Source organism: Flagellatimonas centrodinii, assembly GCF_016918765.2.
In the GTDB taxonomy this organism is placed as follows: domain Bacteria; phylum Pseudomonadota; class Gammaproteobacteria; order Nevskiales; family Nevskiaceae; genus Polycyclovorans; species Polycyclovorans centrodinii.
Genome location: NZ_CP092105.1, coordinates 14,463 through 29,454 on the forward strand (window position 1 = coordinate 14,463; position 14,992 = coordinate 29,454).

General features: G+C 60.3%; 17 protein-coding genes. 13 read left to right on the forward strand and 4 right to left on the reverse strand.

Annotated features, from left to right (window positions below; all coding sequences use genetic code 11):
• The first annotated feature begins 17 nt into the window (after positions 1-17).
• From JN531_RS16640 to JN531_RS16660, 6 genes are all read left to right on the forward strand, one after another.
• The gene (locus JN531_RS16640; RefSeq protein ID WP_228350026.1) at positions 18-1,103 is read left to right on the forward strand and encodes a hypothetical protein; all 1,086 of its coding nucleotides are present in this window, start codon (positions 18-20) and stop codon (positions 1,101-1,103) included.
• Entirely contained in the window at positions 1,093-1,821 is a 729-nt protein-coding gene (locus JN531_RS16645) for a hypothetical protein (protein WP_228350027.1), read from the forward strand. The genes JN531_RS16640 and JN531_RS16645 overlap by 11 nt, the downstream gene beginning before the upstream one ends.
• A gap of 20 nt (positions 1,822-1,841) precedes the next feature.
• Positions 1,842-2,468 (forward strand): PRTRC system protein A, encoded by a 627-nt coding sequence (locus JN531_RS17475; protein WP_366522460.1) that lies wholly within the window; start codon positions 1,842-1,844, stop codon positions 2,466-2,468.
• A 358-nt stretch (positions 2,469-2,826) separates the two neighbouring features.
• On the forward strand, positions 2,827-3,294 hold the full coding sequence (locus tag JN531_RS16650) for a thermonuclease family protein (protein ID WP_228350028.1): 468 nt from the start codon (positions 2,827-2,829) through the stop codon (positions 3,292-3,294).
• 113 nt (positions 3,295-3,407) lie between these two features.
• Complete coding sequence (locus tag JN531_RS16655; RefSeq protein ID WP_228350029.1) at positions 3,408-3,605, forward strand: hypothetical protein; 198 nt, start codon at positions 3,408-3,410, stop codon at positions 3,603-3,605.
• A gap of 271 nt (positions 3,606-3,876) precedes the next feature.
• Positions 3,877-4,683 (forward strand): hypothetical protein, encoded by an 807-nt coding sequence (locus tag JN531_RS16660; protein ID WP_228350030.1) that lies wholly within the window; start codon positions 3,877-3,879, stop codon positions 4,681-4,683.
• 18 nt (positions 4,684-4,701) lie between these two features.
• On the opposite strand, the gene JN531_RS16665 is transcribed toward JN531_RS16660, so the two are convergent.
• Positions 4,702-5,652 (reverse strand): SOS response-associated peptidase family protein, encoded by a 951-nt coding sequence (locus JN531_RS16665; RefSeq protein ID WP_228350031.1) that lies wholly within the window; start codon positions 5,650-5,652, stop codon positions 4,702-4,704.
• Positions 5,653-5,749: 97 nt separating this feature from the next.
• Here JN531_RS16665 and JN531_RS16670 point away from each other — a divergent pair, with 97 nt between their 5' ends.
• On the forward strand, positions 5,750-6,199 hold the full coding sequence (locus tag JN531_RS16670; RefSeq protein ID WP_228350032.1) for a hypothetical protein: 450 nt from the start codon (positions 5,750-5,752) through the stop codon (positions 6,197-6,199).
• On the opposite strand, the gene JN531_RS16675 is transcribed toward JN531_RS16670, so the two are convergent.
• Both JN531_RS16675 and JN531_RS16680 read right to left on the reverse strand, forming a co-directional pair.
• A complete protein-coding gene (locus tag JN531_RS16675) occupies positions 6,156-6,452 on the reverse strand; it encodes a hypothetical protein (protein ID WP_228350033.1) in 297 nt (98 codons plus the stop codon). The two genes, JN531_RS16670 and JN531_RS16675, sit on opposite strands and share 44 nt — an antisense overlap.
• Before the next feature lie 131 nt (positions 6,453-6,583).
• Positions 6,584-7,837, reverse strand: coding sequence for a coiled-coil domain-containing protein (locus JN531_RS16680; protein WP_228350034.1), 1,254 nt, complete (start codon positions 7,835-7,837; stop codon positions 6,584-6,586).
• A gap of 552 nt (positions 7,838-8,389) precedes the next feature.
• Here JN531_RS16680 and JN531_RS16685 point away from each other — a divergent pair.
• The 4 genes from JN531_RS16685 (at position 8,390) to JN531_RS16700 (ending at position 12,330) form a co-directional block, all read left to right on the forward strand.
• On the forward strand, positions 8,390-9,454 hold the full coding sequence (locus JN531_RS16685; RefSeq protein ID WP_228350035.1) for a twin-arginine translocation signal domain-containing protein: 1,065 nt from the start codon (positions 8,390-8,392) through the stop codon (positions 9,452-9,454).
• A gap of 17 nt (positions 9,455-9,471) precedes the next feature.
• The gene (locus tag JN531_RS16690) at positions 9,472-10,101 is read left to right on the forward strand and encodes a hypothetical protein (RefSeq protein ID WP_228350036.1); all 630 of its coding nucleotides are present in this window, start codon (positions 9,472-9,474) and stop codon (positions 10,099-10,101) included.
• 85 nt (positions 10,102-10,186) lie between these two features.
• Positions 10,187-11,338 carry a ParA family protein gene (locus JN531_RS16695; protein WP_228350037.1) on the forward strand — a complete coding sequence of 384 codons (1,152 nt, stop codon included), beginning with the start codon at positions 10,187-10,189 and terminating at the stop codon, positions 11,336-11,338.
• A gap of 29 nt (positions 11,339-11,367) precedes the next feature.
• On the forward strand, positions 11,368-12,330 hold the full coding sequence (locus JN531_RS16700; RefSeq protein WP_228350038.1) for a ParB/RepB/Spo0J family partition protein: 963 nt from the start codon (positions 11,368-11,370) through the stop codon (positions 12,328-12,330).
• Here JN531_RS16700 and JN531_RS16705 read toward each other — a convergent pair.
• Complete coding sequence (locus JN531_RS16705; protein WP_228350039.1) at positions 12,315-13,217, reverse strand: thioredoxin domain-containing protein; 903 nt, start codon at positions 13,215-13,217, stop codon at positions 12,315-12,317. The genes JN531_RS16700 and JN531_RS16705 overlap by 16 nt on opposite strands.
• 51 nt (positions 13,218-13,268) lie before the next feature.
• Between JN531_RS16705 and JN531_RS17510 the strand changes: the two genes are divergently transcribed.
• Together JN531_RS17510 and JN531_RS16710 are read left to right on the forward strand one after the other, a co-directional pair.
• Positions 13,269-14,063 carry a single stranded DNA-binding domain-containing protein gene (locus JN531_RS17510; protein WP_436233326.1) on the forward strand — a complete coding sequence of 265 codons (795 nt, stop codon included), beginning with the start codon at positions 13,269-13,271 and terminating at the stop codon, positions 14,061-14,063.
• 52 nt (positions 14,064-14,115) lie between these two features.
• The gene (locus JN531_RS16710; protein WP_228350040.1) at positions 14,116-14,979 is read left to right on the forward strand and encodes a sigma-70 family RNA polymerase sigma factor; all 864 of its coding nucleotides are present in this window, start codon (positions 14,116-14,118) and stop codon (positions 14,977-14,979) included.
• The last annotated feature ends 13 nt before the right edge of the window (positions 14,980-14,992 follow it).

A 14,992-nucleotide genomic window follows, 5' to 3' on the forward strand; every position in this document is an offset into this window, starting at 1 on the left:
GCGGGTCAAGGTGAGGTATGGACGCCAACAGACATCTTGCATCAGGAATTGCGCTTCCGCTCAAGTGGCGAGCCGGAGCATTCGACTCACTCGCGAAACAAGGTGAGTTGCTCGCCAGCGACTGTACTGCGGCAGGTGTGAGGCCGGAAACGCGCATGGTGGTCGCTACCGCGCTCACCTGGTTTCTGAGGTCCAGGCATATCACTCGAGGGGCGGTGGCGCGAGCCTGGCGTTCACCAAGTGCAACGAGTGAGCTTCGTTCCATTCTCTCCACCGCCACCACACAGTTTGGTGAAGAGCTCTCGAGCGCTAGCAGCCGATTTATGTTGTCGGACATCGGGTGTCCGCAACTGCGGTTCGAGCAAGTAGTCGGCCCCGTCGTGTTCGTCATCCCGGGCGGCCGGGAGGGGCCTCCATCGACCCTTCGCCCCTTTGTATGGTGGGTTGCCCTGCGGTGCGGCAGAGGGGCCGAAGTACCAACCATCACCGACTTTCTGCAGGGCGGTTGGTACGGCGATGAACTGCTCTGCTACCTGAAAGGAGCACATACCGAGGCTGCGCTCGTTGAGGCGATGGATCGCCTCGCGAATATGGATGAAGAAGAAACCGAGGGGACAGGCTTGTATGCGGCGCAGCACACCTTGTGGAATCTCGAAGATGGAAGGCGGCATCTGGTTGCTGCCGAGTTGGCCCGCCGCCGCTCGGAGCGCGATGTTCAGAACAGCAAGAAGCTGAGAAGTCGCTCTGCTGCAGTGGCCGCATTCGGTGCACTGCCGAAACGAGTTCGCAGATCAGTTTGGGGGCGTTGGGTCGAGACGGGCCTGGAGATTCTGCGCAAATACGAGCGCTCGGCACGAAAGCTGTGCAGGCACTATCAGGAGTGCGAAGTTTCGTTGAAGGTCGGGGCCGTGCTTGCCGGCAGTATGGATGAGTTGCCGCTCTGCGATGTCGAGTGGAATGTCATCGATGAGACGGGGGAGTTTCCCTGCGTGCTGATCGATGGTGATCCAGGTGTTGCACGAGAGGTGGTTGCGGGGCTGGTCGGTATGGCAAGGCTATTGGAACACCTGCAAAACCTTCCGGGAAGTAAAAATGGCAATTGACGTGCATGCGGTTGATGCGAATGGGGGTGAATCGACTCCGTACTCAGCCAACAGAGCGCTGGTTTTCGGGGAGTTGATCTCGCGGGGCCAACGAATCACTGTCGTTACGGAGCACCCCGTCGATGCCGAGGGCTTGGGTGTCGGGGTCCTGCTCAGTGAATCGAGTGTTCGCCAGCTGCTGGAAAGGCTGGGATACGGTGATCCAGGCGATACGGAAAATTTACTTCTGGAGCCCGAAATTCTTGCGATGACGCCCGGTCTGGTGTCGTGGCTGGTTCCTGGCGCCGTACGTCCCATGTGGTTCCGGCTTGGCTCAAAAGATGCCCATGTAACAGTCTGCTGGCCTGACCTTGTGTTCGCCGTCACGGCGCGGGGCACGCTGGCTGTGGCGGCTTGCTCGGCTGCGGCGTGCAAGCGCACCCGAAACGTGAACCTCTATCACGCCCCATTGATGAACGTCTATGGTGACGGTCGGGTCTGCCTGCCCGGCGGCGTAGAACTGCGTGCCTCGCGGGCCGGGCGGCCCAGCGCCGAGGATGCGATGTTCAAGACGGCGTTCTCGCATGTGAACCACACGGCGGTGTTGCCGGGGAACAAACCCACGACGAATGCTAACGTGCTGCGATTTTGGCGGGCCCAGGGCAAACGCCCTGTTCAGGTGAAGCAACTGCGCCCAATGGGCGTCTGTCTGGCTGATTGGTTGCGGGGATTGTCATGAGTGTGGTCGCTCCGCCCTACATGACCGACCTTGTGGACCGGTCGCTGTTTGAAACGACGCCGGTCATCGTGACGCCCTCGCGAAGCTCCGTGCCCGAATTGGCTGTGGGTGGCGTTCGCTACCTGGTCACGAACGATGGATTGAAGATTGAAGCTCGCAGTAGGGTTCTCAGGGTAGTGATGTCGTTGTCAAGCGGCATCGGGCTCCCCTACGGAGAGGTCGCGAATGCTGTCGAGCTCACATGTGGCCCGATTCCAACGTCGCTGCTGAAAGAGGCGTCTGATGCCGCGATATCGTGCAGCCCCGACGAGTGGGCAGGGTGGATCTATTGGGATCGTGGCCAAATGCGCTACCGACTTTGGCATGCCGATGGACCGCGCGTTTCGGCATCGCCGGGATCAATCCGATATGAACCGCCGATCGTCGATCCCTTGGACGTCGTATTTGATCTTCATTCGCACGGATTTGGGCCTGCATATTTCAGCTCGGTCGATGATCGGGATGACCGTCAGTTTCCGGGGCCAGTTGTACTGACAGGGGTGTTGGGGCGCTGCGTTGCGGGGCGGGCCCCCGAGAGCTGTAGTCGGGTTGTGGCCAACGGCAGATTGTTTCCTCCCTGGCCCAGTCTGAGCGCGATTTCACTGTGAAATCGGAAAGTGGACCGGCGGGTCGTCTAGCCAATCAGAAACTACCGGAGGTGCGTTTTGATCGAGGTTTCGGACTCTGAATGTATTGGCTGTGGTTGCACGGACTTTCAAGCCTGTGTTCATCCTGTTTCGGGCGATCCCTGCTCCTGGTTGTGTGTCGACAGGGCAGCCGGCATCGGGGTCTGCAGCGAATGTGAATCGGAGCTTTCACGGTGGGACGCTGGCGATCGAACACGGACGGCGGCGCGGAGCGGGCAACACCCGGATCGGTAGCCGTTTCGCCCTAGCAGGATCCAGGCGATTTCACAGTGAAATTGAATCTGGCTGGCGGTGCTGGCCGTGAACGTGGAGAAGTTGAATGAAGCATTTCGTGGCGTTGGTTCTCGGAGTCTGCGGCATTGCTGGTGCGGCCCAGGCCGACTGGCAAACCTGCAACGTCTTCGGTGTCTCCGATGGCGACACCGTCAAAGTGCGCTGCGGCGAGCAGCCGGAGGCCCGGGTTAGGCTCGCCGAGATCGACGCGCCGGAATCGAAGCAGGCATTCGGACAAGTTTCAAAGAAGGCGTTGTCCGATATGGTTTACCGGCAGCGGGTTCAACTCTACGTCGTCGATGTTGACAGGTACGGCCGCTGGGTGGCGCACATTGCTCGGAACGGGCAAAGCGTTAACTTTAGAATGGTGGATCTTGGGTTGGCCTGGTGCTACGACCGTTATGTCCGCGACCGCTCGTGCTATGACCGGCAATCTGCGGCAAGCAGCGCGGGCCGGGGTCTGTGGCAGGGCGAAAATCCGATCCAGCCATGGGAGTTCCGGCGGCGGAAATAGTTTGAAGGGCTGTTTGCAGAAGGTGGTTGGCGTGTAGGTTCAGTCAGCCAGATTTTGCACGGAACGGAACTTCCGCTTCGTGGACATACCGGACGGCAGAGTGAGGGTAAAAGATGGTCAGGAAACATCGTAGCGTCAGTGGCGACGACTGGCTGAAAGGGACCTTCATTGGAGCCCTAATCTTTCTTGTGGTGTTCGGTGCTGCCTTGGCGTTGATGATCTCATACAAAGAAAACCAGAAAGCTGGCGCTGAACAAGGTCAGCAGCCGCAGGTCACCACGGTTCATGTCGCAGCCCATATCAGTCAATGACTTCTTTGGGCGCCTTGAGGCCAGCGCTATTCGCGGCTTCCCGGAACACCAAGAGTGATTGGCCCGCGTTAGGGGGTTGAATGAGGGTCGAGCGGCGTGGGAATGTGGGCTCGCGCGCAACCGTTGTTGCTCCTATTGGAATCAATGCGGTAGCCTTCCAGCGTATCAACGCCCGCTCAGGGGCTTGGAAGCTGCGACACGTTCCCTGTGTCTCTGAACACCGCCTCGAAGGCCAGGGCTTTGCATTCAATGAAGTCAACGGTCAGGACCCATGAAGCCCTTGGAATTTCGCGGCCCCAAGGAAGGCAGATGCAACATCTGCGGCGAGCATGGGAAACTGACCGAGGATCACACGCCGCCGAAGGCTTGCATCAGCCCGGGGGCATTTGACGTACAGCGTCTCAATGACGCCCTCAACCACCAACACAAAGCGCGCAAGGTCCGAGCGAACACCGGATTGCGCTTCAGATCGTTGTGTGCGAAGTGCAACAACGAGAAACTGGGTGGGATCTATGACCCCGCGCTTGTCAGCTTCACGAATCAACTAAGCGCTATGGTCCGGTTTCGTGAAACTCTGCCCCAGACTCTGACGGTGCAGGTTGAGCCTCAGAAGATCATGCGCGCCGTCTACGGGCACCTCGCCGCAGCGTCTGTCGATGCGTACGGGACACACAAAGACCATGAGCCTTTCAGGGATTGGTTTCTGAGTGGGAGTGGAACCGTGCCGCTAGGGGTTCATTTCCACTTCTGGCTCTACCCATTCAAACCGCAGGTAATCGTTCGTGGGTTTGCGTTTACCCCGGTGATAGGAGGCAACTCGCTTTTTGTTGGGTGGTTGATGAAGTTCTTCCCGGTCGCGTTTCTGATCGTGATGAGCCGTCAGGACGCACACTTGAGTCTCCCAGATCTCCGGGTCTATGAGGACCTACCACTAGATGCGAAGGTGAACGTGGCGATCGACCTGCGTTCGATCCTCCCTCCGAACTGGCCAGAGGCAGACCCGGGAGAGAATGGGGTCGTGATTTCAGGCGATCATGCTCTCCGATCGACGGAGGCGAGGCGCCGCCGGCGGCGGTAAACCGGTCCTTGAGGGGAGTCAGGCAGCCAATCGATGGTCGTAGTAGGGGCGCTCGCGATCGTCCAGCAGTCGATCGCACGCTTCCGTATCACCGTCGGGCTGAAGCCACCGAGTCACGTTGGACGGCTTGAGGGGCACGATGCAGCGATCGTGGCCGGCCTCGGCAACCTCGACTGGCGGTTCGTCGGTGATTGCCGCGAACGACAGCAGTTCTTCGCCGCCTGGACCTGCCCAGCGCGACCAGATGCACGCCACGTGCATGATGTCGACAGAGCGCGGTCGGAACTCGAGAACGACGTTCTCCGCGGGCTCCCCCTCTCGTAGTGGTCGCCGTTCAAGATCATGGCGGGCGACGTTTTCGTAGAAGGCTGACGCCAGCAATACCCCGTGACTGGACCCGAAGTGGCCCTTCCAGAATCCCGATAGGTTGTCTCTACGGGCGTTGTAACACCCGGGGTAGCGACTGTCATAGGAGGGGGGCTTACCCGCCGGACGACAGTGGAAGCGCATCGGCTTTATCACCAACTGACCGCCTTCACAGACGATGATGGGTGCGTACCACATCGGGTAAATCCGGGCAGATGCAGGTGTTACCTCGAGGGTCTGCACAGAGCGGAGCCGAGTGGTCAGCCGGCGGATCTTGAGAGTGGCAACTCTCTCGTCATTCAAAGCCCGCTTGGTCGTTTTCACCTCCAAGGACCGCTGGGCCTGGACCAGACGCGCCTTCTGATTGAAGAGCTCCTGCTGCCACATCGCTATCTGTGCACGATTCGATGCGTCGAGGAGTGCTTTGACCGCTTCTTCCTCGGGGGACGTTGGGACGAAAAACAGTGCGTCTAGGGCTTTCGAGCGCTGCGGCAACCGCTGAGAAGATGCAAACAGTGCGGCAAACGCTGCGATATCGAGACGAGCGCCAGATTCGCGCATGTAGCGCCGATAGTCGCTGTACACCTGGGCGGAATAGCACATGTCGTTTCTCGGTGAGTGAGTGGAGTGATCGCCGCATACATGCTTGCGGGGCGACCGCTGCAGGTCATGGTGGGACTTCGCCGATGCGAGACTTCTCATGCACTATCTCAGCAAATGCCAGTTCTCGGAATACCGTTCTCTGCGAGCTCAGGGCCTGCCGGCAACGGCAATCGCCGCAGCTCTGAATGTCTCGCCTGACACCATTGAAGATCTCATTCGGCGCCGACCTGGACGGGGGAGGCGTCAGGAGCGTTGGAGTCATCCCGGCATTCCGGGAGCCACGTTGGCTGTGCCGATGGTCGAAACGCCACTGGCGATCGGGTTGCTTGCCGAGTTCCACCTGGCGTCCGGCGAGTCGCGCAAGCGTATGGTGTGGGTGCCGCGGCGCTCATTGAAGAATCCTAACGGCGCTGCGCGGACGGCGATCCAGAAGGTTCAGGAGATCGCGGATTCGCTGTGCGAGGCCCCCATCCGGGTTACGGGCGTGCTTGAGGGGAAGGCCCTTAGCCTGGGGCCGGATCGTCAGGTGGCGCTGCCTGGGGCGTGAAGATGGGCAATGGGAATTTCCCCATGTAGGTCAGGATGACCTGCAGTCTTGCGTCTGCATATCCGCTGACCTGGCCGTGCAGAACGTTCGCGGCGATGGTGGCGACCAGGTAGGGCAGCACCTGCTGAACGTACTGGCGGGGGTGGGCATACAGCGGATCAGGATCGATCTTCAGGGAGACGTGGCCACGCTCGATATCCCAGTGAATCCCTGCGCCCTGCCCTGCGCTCACAACCAGTTCGATTGTGGGCATGCGCCGTTGGTAGGCAGGACGTAGGACGCCATCGAGTTGGTCGCGCCAGTAGGCTACGCTTTCCTTGGCGCGCGAAACTACGGCTTGTCGCCGCCCTGGCGGCGCCGGGGGCTCTGGTTCCCACCGCGCCTTCATCGTGCGCCAAGAGGGCTGTTCGCCTTGAGCACGCCTACTTCGACTCGAAGGCCTCGAACGATCTGCTCGAGTTCCTGGATATCGACAGGTCGGACGATCGGGGCCTCAGCGAGTTGGTCGACGCGGAGCTCCAGCGTCTCAAGGGCGGTCCGATACCTCTGGAGCTGATCGACGTTGACCTGACTCAGCTCGCGCACTTCCCCGCGCAGCGAAGCCACGGCACTCTCGGTGGCGGCGACTTGGGCCGCCGGCGCCGAAGGCTGTTGTGTCGACAACGTGCGAAGTGCAAGCTCAACTCGATTGAGGTCTCGACTCAGTCGTTTCACGGCTTGTTGTGTTTCGATCTCGCGGCGATCGAGGCGCGTGCGAAGTTCCTTGTCACCAGCGTTGGCTGCAGCTGCGGCTGCCTCAACTTGCTGGGTCAATGCCGCGTTGGCTTGATCGACCTGCTCGATGCGATCCACCATCGCGGCGGTCGCGGTCTGAATCCTTGCCTCGAGGCCCTGCAATTGGTCGATCTGCTCTTCCACCCGGGCAACTAGCTTCTCGTGCTCAGACTGTATCGCGGTAGTGCGTTGGGTGATGGTGCGAATACTTGTGTCCGCGTCCGAAAGCTGTTGCTCGATCGCAGTGATCTGCCCACTAGGGGGCACCGTAGACTGCACCTCCTTGAGTCGGGTCGTCAGCACCGCCGTGTCGGCCTCCATCGCCGACAGGCGTGTGCTGATTCCGCTTATGGTTTCGCCGGTGTCAGAGAGCCGAGTTGTCATGGATGCCACCTGATCGCGCGATGGCGTCGATGCTCGGACTTCATCGATCCGGTTCCCCAACTCCTCATCAGATTGGCGAGAGGCTGCCTCGAAGGCCGACATGCGGGCTGAAAGGCGGTCGCTCAGAGAGCTGACGTCGGCCGATGGACTTACCTCTTCCAGTTGCCCCTCCAGGCGGGCGACGCGGTCTTTGGCCTCGTTTAGCTGGGCCCGAAGGGTGGGGATCTCGTCGGGTCCCGGGATCCCCGACTCAACCGCACCGATGCGGTTCGTCAGCTCTTTCAGGGGTTTGCTGAGGTCAGGGTTGCGATCGTTGCTTAGGGCATTGACCTTGGAGGTGAGCTGAAGCAGTTCTTCTTGGAGCTCCAATAGCTTGATGCTGACAGGCAGAACGCCGGCATCCGCTGCCCAGGCATGGTTGCAACCGGCCAATACGAGCAGTGGGAGCGCGGTGTAGGCAATGTACCGTTTGATCGTCATTGGAGGATCTCGATGATGGGTATCACAGTAGACGGCACCATCCCCCGCGGCCTTCTGGGGTGCAGCTTTCGTCTCATTGACCCGAAACCTGCGACGCAGCGGGAGGTTGAGGCTGTCGCGGCCTGCCTCGGTGCGGTGTTCTACGAGGGTGCCACCGGACGGCGCATTGACACCGGGGCTGTGGCCAGGGACTGTGCGGCGGGTCGGCGCGGGGCGTCGATGGGGCGGCTGTGTGTAACCACCCTTTCCGACCAGGTGTTCGGAAGTGCTTCGTCTACACCAACCTGGATTGTGGCAGGGCGCGCCGCAAGTCTCGCCGCTTTACCGGTTGAAGATTGGCCTCCTGTGGTGGGGCTGCAGGTAGCGCGGCGGGTGATGCTGGTGGATGGCCTGCATCGCCTATGGCTGGCAAGTCGAAAGGGAGTCAGATGGCTGCCAGCGATAGTGATTGGCAGGCGAAGGTGAAGGAGAGGGGCTCCAGAACGGACATTGCCGGTTTCACAGTGAAATCGAAAAATGGGACGTGCGGGTCCCGCTCTCGTCTAAGCGGACATGGGCATAAATCGACGCAGCTTCTTGAAAGGCGCGGCTGCCGCCGGCGGGGCAGCTCTGCTGCCGCAAGCGGCTCTCGCTCAGGACGCCTTTTCCAATCTCACTCAGGCGATTGTCCGGGGGATCAACGAATGCCTTCGTTACAGAATCGTCGGCTTCTTTGTAACGCCCTATGGCGACCCATACGTCATCATTTCTCACTTCCTGCCGGTTGGACTGATTGAGATCACGCGCGCGCCGGGCGATTCGATTTTCTTCCCCAGTGGAAGCCACATTATCGGCACGATCGGTCAAGGTGTGACCGGCTTCAGGAGCGAGGGGAACTACGAAGCGCGGGTATGGGTGATCAAGAAGAGGCTTCGGCAACTGCTGACGGCCGGATTGAGCGACTGCTTCTTCTGTGATGACCCCCGTGATTCCGGTGTGGACACGAGTCAGCTGACGTCTCTGATCAACCAGGCCAATGGACAAGGCTCAAGTGGTCCTCTTGGGGGTGCGGAGACCCTTCCGGGAGCGGTTTGTGAGGCTGGAGCGGAGGAGATTACTGAGCAGCTCTCTGGATTTCTGAACGAGGCATTTGGTGATTATCTGGAGCTGGCCTACGACAGCGTGCTGGACGGCGTGAATTGGCGGAGCGGCTGTCGTGATACGGGGGCAGCCCTGGCGAACACGCCAGCGACCATTTTGAAGTGCCCGACCCTGGGGTCGCATATTGGCGGGCCATGGGGTGACGACCTGTGTATCGGGCGCTGGGGACCCCTGTTGCCCCGACAAATGCGGTTCAATTCGACTCCGAATGCTGCGCCGATTGGCCTCGCGTACCGGGCTCTACATATCGCTCACCACACCCTGAATTCGTTCGTGTGGACTGTAGACCGGCAGCAACTGGTTCAGATGATGCACCCTCGGGTGACGTCGAATTGCCTGCACCCTGGAGCGAACACGATTGAGCTCGACCTCACGATGAGGATGAGTGGATTGGGCGATCGTGGCAATTACGGCTATGTGTGGTGGGTTCAGACATTCTGTGCCAAGCCTGTTCGCGACTTCGTTTCGTGTTTCTAATCTGAGGTGGAGACCCGATGGATCAATCGAAGCGACGACTTCTTCTTGGCGAAACGACAGTGTCAGCTACCGTACCGCGGGGCGGGTCGAATCGGGGTCAGACAGCATCCTATGGTGACTTGCTTCGTGCCCAAGAAGAGGCTTTGGCGGAGGCGGCGGCTGAGCTCGGACCGGAAGGCACGCCGGCCTACAAGCGAATCCCGTGGAGTCGGGTCACCAAAGAAGACGTTCGAGAGGCGATGCGCGGAATCAATGGCACGCCCACCGTCGCACCTGATCGTCCGACGGTCTGGGTCTTCTACCTGGTGGGTGATGAGGCAAGCGATCGCCACCTCGGGGATGTCATCCCGGCGCTGAAGACGTACGCCGATGTCGTTCATGCCGAGTACTTTGCGGTCCTCGACACGACTCAGCTGCAGCTGGCGCAGCGGCCTGTGCGATTCGAATCGAATTGGGCTGCGTCGGTAGAGGCTGCGCCCGATATCGGTGGGCGCACAGCGGCCGAATACGCTGGCGGGCATCACAACAGCACCGTCTGGGTCTGGCGGGGCAGCAGGGAACTGTTGGCCAGGGGTGAATTGGCTGAGCGGCTCGCTGCTCTTTTTGGAGAACGTGCAGGCCTCCCCTCCGGAAGCCGAGGCCGCTAGGCCGGATTCTCGCGGTTCCGGCCTGTTGACACACGAGGCCGGTTTCCTTTAGAAAGTGGCCTGACCACAGGTATGGGGGACGCGGGTGAGCAATCAGACCGAGCAAGAGATCGGCGTGCTGGTGAAGCGCGCTGAAATTGGGCGCAGGATTCTCATGGAGACGGCGATCGAACCGCATCGCCGGAAGGAACGCCCGACCTTCACCGGCAACCGCGCCGCCGCCATGTTGGGATTGACTCGCTCGCGGGTGCAATCCGCGTTCCGGAGCTATCAAGAGGAGCTTGGCGGTGCAAGTAAGGGGCGCGAGATCGACGAGGCTTTCCTCCGGCGATTGACTCCCGACGCACCGCGCACGGGTCCCGGGCGTGTTGTCGCGGTCGCCAATCAGAAAGGCGGCGTCGGTAAGACGACCACCGCGGTTCACCTGGCTCAGTATTTCGCGTTGACTGGCTACAAGGTGGTTGCGATCGACCTTGATCCGCAAGCCAGCTTCTCTCACTTCATGGGGCTCAACCCCGATCTCGAAATCGAAGACGACGACACGGTGATTCCTCTGCTGATCGGCTCTCGGCACGATCTGGCCGCGCAGGTTGTTAAAGCGCCGCACTTCGACAGACTTTCGTATGTTCCGAGCAGCCTGGGGCTGGCCTGGGCAAACGAGGAAATGGCGCGGCGACAAGAGCGAAACCTCAAGTGCGACGACGGCACTCCCTACCTCTTTTGGGATCGGCTTCGGACCGGTGTCGATCCCCTGAGAAACGATTTCGACCTGATCATTCTCGATACGCCACCGCACGTCGCACCTGTGACGTACAACGCCTTGTGTTGTGCGGACTCGATCATCGTGCCGACCGGGGGTTCAGGGATAGATCTCGCCAGCACGCTGCGGTTTATCGACTGGATCAACGAAACCAACGAGATCTTCAAGAAGGTCACTCGAACCAGTCAGCTGCACTTCGAGAAGCTGCGATTCTTGGTTACAGGGATGGATCATTACCAAGCGTCGATTGAAGGCCTGGCTCAGGTACAGGCGGTCATGGGTGGGTACGTTCTCCGGTCAATCCTCCCGAGGTCCAGCGAGGTATACCGCGCTGCACAGGTATACAAGACGATCTATGAGCTTCGACAGCCGATCGCCAGCCGGACCCACTGGTCCGCGGCGTGTGAGGCATTCGACGCCATTGGGCGGGAAGTGCGCGACTCGGTGTTTGGCGTGAAGAAGGGAGGTGTCGCGTGAAGGATAGAAAGCCCAGTCACAAGGCCGGTATGAACCGTCGACTTGAGGCCATCAGTAGCGCGGTCTCCGCCGCAGCTGACACCGATATTCTGCGCAAGAAGGTTGGCGAAGACCTTAGCCTTCGGGAGGTTGATCCGGCGAAGACGCGCATGAATCCTATGCACCGGCGGTCACCGGCCGGACTGACCAGTGCGGCGCTTGAGGGACTGTGTGACGAGATCACGCGGAATGGCCAGCAGATGCCGGCACTCGGATACTGGCTGGAGCAACCGGATGGCGAGGTTGAGATCGAGCTGATCTACGGCAGCCGCCGGCGCGCGGCTTGTCTGGCCCTCGGCATCCCGCTCAAGGTCAGGTTGGTTGCCAGGGCAACTGACGAAGAAGTGGCTCGAATCATGTTCTCGGAGAACAACGAGCGCTCAAACTACTCATTCCTGGAGCAGGCACGAGAATTTCAGGCGTCGCTTGAACACCTGGGTTTGGCCAAGGAGCAGGGGAAGGTGGTTGCGGCGCGCTTGGGGCGAACCGAGGCAACAGTCTCGCGGATGAGACGAACGCTGCGGTTGCCAAGGCCCGTGCTCGCGCTCTTTGACAGCTGTCCGCAGGAACTGTCGGTTCGACTGGCCACAGATCTTGCTGCAATCGCTGAAGACAAGGATGCCGCCGAACAGATGGCGGCGGCTGCGGGCCGCATTGCCGCCGAGGATGTCCAGCCTGATGAGGCGGTCCAAAGGCTGCGGATATCGCTAGGACTAGCCTCAGAGGCGCGGGGCGGAGGGACCGGAAAGTCTCGCAACGAGGCTGTTCGCGACGACGAATCGAAAAAGTCCACTGTCCCGAAGCGCCGAACATTGTACTCAGGGGGCAGGAAAGTCGGGATGATCGCAGGGGGAGAGGCTGGCGAGGTGGTGACAATCCGGCTCGGAGCGGGCGCGCCGGCCGAGTTGATCCAAGCCTTGGAGAAGGCGCTCGAGGGCTACCTGACGCCGTGAGGAACCACTCGGTACACCATGGCTTCAATAGGGTCAGGCAAGCCAAAGAAGAACTCCACGCCGAGCTCGGTTGGCGTGACCCAAAGTGGCGAAACGCGACCCGCAGATGGAATGATGGAGCGGATCAGCTCGATGGACTGCCTCACCTGCTCAACGTGCATCGGCTGATGCGCATCGGGGTCCAGGTCGCCAATGAACGACCGCGTGAGTGCATCGACGTCGCCGGCGGCGAGAATGCTGGCCGCTCGAAGAATTCCTTCCGTGTTCTCCGGCTCGGCAACGGGGATTATTCTCACGCGAAGGTGGCCAGCCTCGACGTACTCCGCCAGAAGCGCCGGAAGGGTCAGGCTGTGCGGATCAGTAGGGTCGTAGGTGACCCAGATGGTGTTGGGCCCGTGACCCCAGTTAATGGCAGGAAGAGCGTCAATGGCAGCAACGCGTTCGTCGTTGAGGTAACCATCGATCCTCGGCAGCACCGGCCCAGTATCTTTCAGCCGGTTCAGTACAGAGCCTTCCGTCCGATACATCACTCCATCCAGCAGGGCCGATCCACGCGGAGAAGCGTACATGCGGTACATATCTCCCGAGATCACATGGCGCATGCCAACGACATGCAGCCCATCGGCGGTGGGTTCGACGCTTACCACACGCAGAGTGCCCATGCTGATGCGATCCACCAACATTCGCAGCCGGGGCTTCGCTTTCTCGACAGCAGTCTGTGGGTTGAGATCCAGAACCATGGAGCGTCGGTCCTGGAGTAGCAAAATGATGGACCCTGACAGAACCACACCCGCGAGCCCCAGCAGAATCATTCTCAGGCTTCTGTCGTCCACCTTGCGGCTCCTCGCGAGCAGCTTGCGGACATCGGGTGGGGGTGGGCGCTTCATGTCCGGTCTTAGACGACGGCACTACCCGTGGAGCTACTCGTGAATGCCGTCATGGTCATTGGGGAGATCCGCACCGGGCCAAAGGTAACTGCGCTTTCCGACGGCACGTTGGAACTGCGGGTCCGAATATCTGCAGACACCCGGGCGCCCCGAAGTAAACAATGGGTGACTCTGTTGCTGACCGATGAATGGGCAGAGACGTGGGAGCAGCATTTGCTGATTGGCGTAACAGTCGCAGTCAAAGGAAGTCTCAAATGGCGATCCTTCGTACACAAGAACGTTCGCTATGACGTAGCCGAAGTACACGTCGAACATCTCTCTCTCTCCGGCCATCAGGATGCCGGGAGTCAGCAGGCTGTCAAGGGGGACTCCCTGGATACCGCCGAGAAATCGGACCCAGTAGCTGAGGATCAGCCAGCTCATGCACGGGGCGAGACAAGAGGATCAATCACTGATACCTCGACTCTACCCTTCGGCCCAGCGTCGATGGGGGCACCTGTGAGTCTGCGCCACGAAATCGACCAAGCTGGTTGGGACCAGGCTCCGTCGACAGGCCGGCAAACACTGACGGGAGCGTCTGATGTGCGTCCGCCGGAGAACAACGCCCTGGCCTCGACTGCCAACGACGAGCAGCTGCATGAACAGCCGGCAGTTGGTGCTCGGGATGCGGGGGAGATCGAGTCTGGAGCGCCGGAAGTCGGGCCTTCGGCTGGCGTTCCGACTGTCGGCACGGACAGCAACCCTTCGACGTGCCCAACAACTAAGCCCGGTCCTGTAGGCCCATCGACTCGGAAGGCAATCCCGAGCTTGTCGCGAATAGAGCTCGAAGGCGGCACCGACTATTGACAGACCGGGACTACCTGGATGCTATGCAATTGCATGGTGCATGGAGTAGGGCATGGAGATCGAACGTCATTTTGAAGACTTGGAGCGCGAGCTGCAGGACCTGTGGCGTTCGGCGATCAAGCTGAAGTCGTTTCGTGTGGCGCTGCTGACTACTGCTCGAAAGATGACGCGCGAGCAGCTCCGCCGACATGTGGTTGCACCCGAGGTTCGTACCGATTCAGATCATAGTGCGTTGCTGGTATCAATTGCTCGAATGGTGCGTGACCCGACCAGCATCTGCGCGGTGACGCTACGCGGCGACTGGTTGCTCGAGCTGACGGCTCGCTTCAGCAGGGATGCAGTCGTTGAACGCGAAGTAATGGCGCAACGGCTGCGCGTGAGGGCCTGTGAAGGAGCCATCCTGAAAGCCGGTCTGCCGACCATTCGGAATCGTATTCGCAGTCTGGTTTCGGGGCGGCTCGATGATGATCTCGTCGATGATCTGGTTCAGGAGGGGCTCCTTGAGCTCAGTCGCTCCATCTACAGGTTCGATTCAAGCCGCGGCTTCCGGTTCATGACCTACGCGTCGCGAGGTCTCGATGGCACCTTGAAGCGACTGTTGTCTAAGCAATGGAACGAAAGTCTGACGTCGGTTTCTCTGGACGACCTTCCAACTGACTGTGAAGCAGCGCTGGTCGATGACTGGGCCGCGCTGATTGACCAGTGGGATATGGAGAAAGTGGTCGAGGCGTTCGCCTTGCTGTCCCAACGGGAACAGCGAATTCTCAGCTGTATCTTCGGCGAGAGTCCCAATGGGGTAATGCCGCCTTCCGAGTACGCCCGGTGCATGGGCATTTCGGTTGCCGAGGCGCTGGCCGATGGCAATCGAGCGCTGAGAGCACTCCGGCAATCGGTCGATCAACGAATCGCGGCCTGACAGTTGCGGGGCG